Here is a 6,000-nt window from a genome sequence, read left to right as displayed (position 1 = left end):
CGCCACGCCCTGGAAGAACGTCGCCACCAGCGAACCGCCGATGAACGCCTTGTCCCAGAGATGACGTCTGGCATCGGTTGCCTTGAAGCGGAATTCGAACGCCACGCCGCGGAAGATCAGCCCGATGAGCATGAAAATCAGCGGCAGGTACAACGCTTCGAGCACGACCGAATAGGCCAGCGGGAAGGCCCCGAACAGCCCAGCGCCGCCCAGCACCAGCCAGGTTTCATTGCCGTCCCAGACAGGCGCTACCGTGTTCATCATCACGTCGCGGTCGGTCTTGTCTTTCATGAACGGAAAGAGAATCCCGATGCCGAGGTCGAAGCCGTCCATGATGACGTACATCATGATGCCGAAGATGATGATCACGGCCCATATCAGCGGAAGATCGATACCCATGACTCAGTTCCTCTCCGTCAGGCTGTCGTGTTGGCCTTCTTCGCTGCCCTCGTGGGCAGCGGAAAGAGGACGTGCCGGGGTCCGTTTCTGGCCGGGTCCACCGTGCGGCGTGTCAGCACCTTCGTGGGTTTTCGGCCCTTTGCGCACGAGGCGCATCATGTAGCCGAAGCCTGTGCCGAACAGCATGAAATACACCACCACGAACAGCACCAGGGTGATCGTCAGTTGCCCCACGCTATGGCTCGAAGACGCGTTGGCCGTGCGCATCAGCCCGTAGACCACCCACGGCTGACGCCCGATTTCCGTGGTGAACCAGCCCGCCAACATCGCAATCAAGCCAGCAGGTCCCATGCACATGACCAGCCTCAGGAACAGACGATTGGTGTACAGCCCCCCGCGCCAGCGCAGCCAGGCACTCCACAGGCCCACCGCAATCATCAGCATGCCCAGCGCCACCATCACCCGGAACGACCAGAAGATGATCAGCGAATTCGGACGATCCTCGGGTGGGAATGACTTCAGCGCGGGGATCTGTTTATCCAGGCTGTGAGTCAGGATGAGGCTGCCCAGGTAGGGAATCTCGAGCGCGTATTTGGTCCTTTCTTCTTTCATGTCAGGGATGCCGAACAGAATCAGCGGGGTCGGCTCGTTACCGACGTTTTCCCAGTGACCTTCGATCGCCGCGATCTTGGCGGGCTGGTGCTCCAGGGTATTCAGGCCATGGGCGTCGCCGACCACTGCCTGGATCGGCGCGACGATCAGCGCCATCCACATGGCCATCGAGAGCATTCTGCGGATCGCCGGGTTATCGCGGCCGCGCAGCAGATGCCAGGCCGCCGAAGCGCCGACGAAGAAGGCAGTGGCGACGAAAGCGGCAATCGCCATGTGGGTCAAGCGATAAGGGAAGGAAGGGTTGAAGATCACGGCCAGCCAATCAACCGGGATGACCCGTCCATCGACGATATTGAAGCCCTGCGGGGTATGCATCCAGCTGTTGGAGGCGAGAATCCAGAAGGTCGAAATCAGCGTGCCGATGGCCACCATGGCCGTAGCGAAGAAGTGCAGGCCACGGCCCACGCGGTTCCAGCCGAAGAGCATGACACCCAGGAAACCGGCTTCCAGGAAGAATGCGGTGAGCACCTCGTAGGTCAGCAAAGGCCCGGTCACGGCACCGGCGAAGTCGGAGAAGCGACTCCAGTTGGTGCCGAACTCGTAAGCCATGACCAATCCGGACACCACACCCATGCCGAAGTTGACGGCAAAGATCTTCGACCAGAAGTGATAGAGATCGCGGTAGGTGTTGTCGTGGGTCTTGAGCCACAGGCCTTCGAGCACCGCCAGGAAGCTCGCCAGACCGATGGTGATGGCAGGGAAAAGAATGTGAAACGAAACGGTGAACGCGAACTGAATTCGGGCGAGATCGAGCGCCTCTAAACCGAACATAGGTCTTCCTCTATCAGGTGAAACCGGCTGCAGACAGGGGCTTCAGCGCCAGCCCCTACGGTGTATCGAGTACGACTGTGTGCAATCGTTCTTTTTAGTTCGCGCTCAGTTTCAGGACGCGGGAGTTGTGTCAAGCCGCCCGACCAATCGAAGCCCGTGGCTTGATTGACCTGGATCAACCGACCTTGAAAGAGTAGTCCCATTTCGGCATATGACCCGCGTGGTCTTTTGTCGCGTGACGAGTTGTCTCACCCGAGGATGCGGTGCAGATGGGGAAAAGCGGATCAGGGGAAGCGGGACGCTGCGTGAAACGGTTGCCCTTCCGTGAGAAGGAGCTTGCTCACGGGGCGATCGGTACATTCGTAATATTTCAGGACCAGGAATGCGTCTTCGTGAGCAAGCTCACTCCCACAGGTCCGCACTTGCAGGACAAACGGGTCATGGCTCACTGCGGGTAAATAAACCCACGAAGCGCAGCCACCAACCGCCAATAAACCGCATCTACCTCCGGCACCCGCCCTTTGCCTCTGAGGCTGCCATGCACTAGCCCGAGGCCCGAATCGAACTCAGTCGCCACGCCCGCTTCACGCAATGCCCTTTCATAGCAGACGCCGTCATCTCGCAGCGGGTCGAACTGCGCAACGGCCACGAATGCCGGCGCTAGCCCCCGGAAATCGGTTGCATCGAGCGGAAGGGCATAAGGCGAGCGCTCGCCCTGTGGCAAATACAGCTGCTGATAAAACGCTATGTCCGCCGTGCTGAGCAGCGGTGCATCGAAACACTCAGTGCGCGATGGCAGGTCATCGGCGCCGCCCAGACCGGGGTAGATCAGCGCCTGTCCCACCGGCTGTCGCTCGCCTGCATCGCGCAAGGCCAGACACACCGCCGCAGCCAGGTTGCCCCCCGCACTGTCACCGGCAATCGCGACCCGTTGCGGATCGATGCCGAGCCGTCCCGCCTGAATCTGCAGGGCGTGCCACACCGCCAGACTGTCACGCAAACCCGCCGGAAACGGGTGCTCCGGCGCCAATCGATAATCCACGGCTATCACCACGGCATTGAGGTCTACGGCCAGCGCCGCCGTCAGAAAATCATGGGAATCCAGATCGCCCACCACCCAGCCGCCGCCATGCAGGTACAGCACGCACGGCACTGGCTGGTCAGCAGACAGCCGATGAGGTCGATAGCTGCGCACTGACACGCCAGCCAGTTTGAAATCCTTGACCTCAAGTTCTGCCGAACGGGTCGGGGTGAACGCTTGGCACATGCGCGAATAGGAACGTCGTTGCGTGTCGATCTCCAACGAATCGACACTGAACGACCGGGATTTCTCGATGAAATGGGCCATTTCTGGCGACAGGGAGTATTGAGTAGGCATCGACGGCTCCAGCCCGTTGAAACCCGGGATCTGATAAATGGACATAACCGGTGTTACGCACAAACTCTGTAGCACGACTTGCCGGCGTTGGCGTCTATGAGATCGCTACCGTTGGCAAGCCAGACTGCTACAGAGATCGCGAGTCACCGAAACGCTGCCGCTCTATTTCACCACTTTACTTATTCACCGCCACCTGCACCGCCGTTGCCGCATCCTTGCCATCAAAGGTCGTTACGCCTTCGAGCCAGCGCTTGGTGTCTTCCGGGTGCTCCTTGAGCCACTGCTTGGCGACGTCGTTCGGCGCCTTGCGGTCCATGATCGGCACCATCAGCTGGCTTTCCTGAGCTGCGGTGAACTTCAGGTTGCTCAGCAGCTTGCTGACGTTCGGGCAACGGGTCGCGTAATCCGGTGCGGTGACCACGGAAACGGTCGCGGCGCCTTCGCCCGGACCGAACACGTCTTCGCTGCCGGTCAAGTAAGCGATCTTCATGTTGATGTTCATCGGGTGCGGGGTCCAGCCAACGAACACCACCCACTCCTTGCGATCCACCGCGCGTTTCACTGCAGCGAGCATCCCGGCTTCACCGGACTCCACCAACTGGAAGCCTTTGAGGCCGAACTGATCCTTGTCGATCATGCCGTTGATGTTGGCGTTGGCCCCGGTCCCCGGCTCGATCCCGTAGATCTTGCCGCCGAGTTTGTCCTTGAACCTGGCGATGTCGGCGAAGGTTTTCAGCCCGGCGTCAGCCTCGAATTGCGGAACGGCCAGGGTCGCCTGCGCGTCGCTCATGCTCGGTGTGTCGAACACCTTGACCTGATTGGCGGCCACGAACGGGGCGATGTTCTTGTCCATCGCCGGCTTCCAGTACCCCAGGAACACATCCAGACGATCATCGCGCAGACCGCCAAAGACGATTTGTTGCGCGGCACTGGTCTGCTTGACCTCGTAACCGATGTTTTGCAGCAGCACCTCGGCCACTGCACTGGTAGCGATCACGTCGGTCCAGTTGACCACCCCCATGCGCACGTTCTGACATTTGGCCGGTTCGGCTGCCATCAGGGCGGTACTGCCCAGCATCAACACACCGCAACTGATCTGACAAATAAATCTCTTCATGCGTGCTCCTCGGGTCGGCTTGTTATTAATCAGCTCTTTTCGGCAGTTTTCAAAGTCTTCAAGACCCACGGCAATGCGAATGCTGCCGCGTTGCAGCAAATTACGCAGCAGCACTGTGCATGAAGCGCACCAGCGCGACCTATGGTTGCACTGGAGCGACATTGAAAGTTTTGTACATGCGAGCAGCGCGCCACGCCGCAATAGCACTGACAGTAAATGACCTGTTGGAGTGAGCTTGCTCACGAATGCTGAAGCGCATTCGCAGAAAATGCTGCGGATGTACGCGCCTCTTCGTGAGCAAGCTCACTCCCACAGGATGGAGTCAACCGACCAAGCGCAATCGACCCGCTTTCCTTCAGAGCACCTTATCAATCGGAAACTCCCGAACAGATCGGCCGGCGTAGGGACCTGGAATTTACGTAGCGGCGCAATTTACAGTCATTCTTAGCCCATCACTGAGCTGCGGAGCTTGTCACACAGCCTGTGTAGGAGTGAGCTTGCTCACGAATGCTGAAGCGCATCCACAGAAAATGCTGCGGATGTACTCGCCTCTTCGTGAGCAAGCCCACTCCCACAGGGTTGCAGTCAACGATCAGGCGCGACCGAACCGGTTTTAACGTTTAGAGCAGCTTATCCAAGTTAATCGGAGACTCCCGAACAGATCGGCCGGCGTGCGGACCTGGAGTTTACGTAGAGGCGCAATTTACAGTTCATTTTTAGCCAATCACTGAGCTGCGGAGGTTTTCTCACAGCCTGTGTGGGAGTGAGCTTGCTCACGAATGCTGAAGCGCATCCACAGAAAATGCTGCGGATGTAACGGCCTCTTCGTGAGCAAGCTCACTCCCACAGGATGGAGTCAACCGACCAGGCGCGACCGAACCGGTTTTAACGTTCAGAGCACCTTATCCAAGGTAATCGGAAACTCCCGAACAGATCGGCCGGTGTGCGGACCTGGAATTTAGGTAGTGGCGCAATTTACAGTCATTCTTAGCCCATCACTGAGCTGCGGAGCTTGTTACACAGCCTGTGTGGGAGTGAGCTTGCTCACGAATGCTGACGTGCATCAACAGAAAATGCTGCGGATGTACTCGCCTCTTCGTGAGCAAGCTCACTCCCACAGGATTGCAGTCAGCCGACCAGGCGCAATCGACCCGCTTTCCTTCGGAGCACCTTATCAATCGGAAACTCCCGAACAGATCGGCCGGCGTACGGACCTGGAATTTACGTAGTGGCGCAATTTACAGTCATTCTTAGCCCATCACTGAGCTGCGGAGCTTGTCACACAGCCTGTGTGGGAGTGAGCTTGCTCACGAATGCTGAAGCGCATCCGCAGAAAATGCTGCGGATGTACTCGCCTCTTCGTGAGCAAGCTCACTCCCACAGGCTTTGTGAGCAAGCTCACTCCCACAGGGTTGCAGTCAACGATCAGGCGCAACCGAACCGGTTTTAACGTTCAGAGCACCTTATCCAAGGTAATCGGAAACTCCCGAACAGATCGGCCGGTGTGCGGACCTGGAATTTACGTAGCGGCGCAATTTACAGTTCATTTTTAGGCAATCACTTAGCTGCGGAGCTTGTCACACAGCCTGTGTGGGAGTGAGCTTGCTCACGAATGCTGAAGCGCATCCACAAAAAATGCTGCGGATGTACTCGCCTCTTCATG

At 58.3% G+C, this 6,000-nt stretch carries 4 protein-coding genes; all 4 read right to left on the bottom strand.

Annotated elements, in window-relative coordinates:
* Positions 1-399, bottom strand: a 399-nt coding sequence (cydB, locus tag CE491_RS27565) for a cytochrome d ubiquinol oxidase subunit II (RefSeq protein ID WP_110951464.1), incomplete at its 3' end; no start/stop codon positions are given.
* A gap of 3 nt (positions 400-402) precedes the next feature.
* The gene (locus CE491_RS27560; protein ID WP_110951463.1) at positions 403-1,842 is read right to left on the bottom strand and encodes a cytochrome ubiquinol oxidase subunit I; all 1,440 of its coding nucleotides are present in this window, start codon (positions 1,840-1,842) and stop codon (positions 403-405) included.
* A gap of 445 nt (positions 1,843-2,287) precedes the next feature.
* Positions 2,288-3,220 (bottom strand): alpha/beta hydrolase, encoded by a 933-nt coding sequence (locus tag CE491_RS27550; RefSeq protein WP_110951491.1) that lies wholly within the window; start codon positions 3,218-3,220, stop codon positions 2,288-2,290.
* A 175-nt stretch (positions 3,221-3,395) separates the two neighbouring features.
* Positions 3,396-4,337 (bottom strand): choline ABC transporter substrate-binding protein, encoded by a 942-nt coding sequence (gene choX, locus CE491_RS27545; RefSeq protein WP_110951490.1) that lies wholly within the window; start codon positions 4,335-4,337, stop codon positions 3,396-3,398.
* Positions 4,338-6,000 lie beyond the last annotated feature (1,663 nt).

Source organism: Pseudomonas bohemica (assembly GCF_002934685.1).
In the GTDB taxonomy this organism is placed as follows: Bacteria; Pseudomonadota; Gammaproteobacteria; order Pseudomonadales; family Pseudomonadaceae; genus Aquipseudomonas; species Aquipseudomonas bohemica.
The sequence above is the reverse complement of the archived record's forward strand: the minus strand, read 5'-3'. Positions and strand labels throughout refer to the sequence as shown.

What these genes read in the sequence shown, in the direction of transcription:
- CE491_RS27560 (WP_110951463.1), bottom strand. Translation starts at nt 1,842, where the DNA reads ATGTTCGGTTTAGAGGCGCTCGATCTCGCCCGAATTCAGTTCGCGTTC.
- CE491_RS27550 (WP_110951491.1), bottom strand. Translation starts at nt 3,220, where the DNA reads ATGCCTACTCAATACTCCCTGTCGCCAGAAATGGCCCATTTCATCGAG.
- choX (WP_110951490.1), bottom strand. Translation starts at nt 4,337, where the DNA reads ATGAAGAGATTTATTTGTCAGATCAGTTGCGGTGTGTTGATGCTGGGC.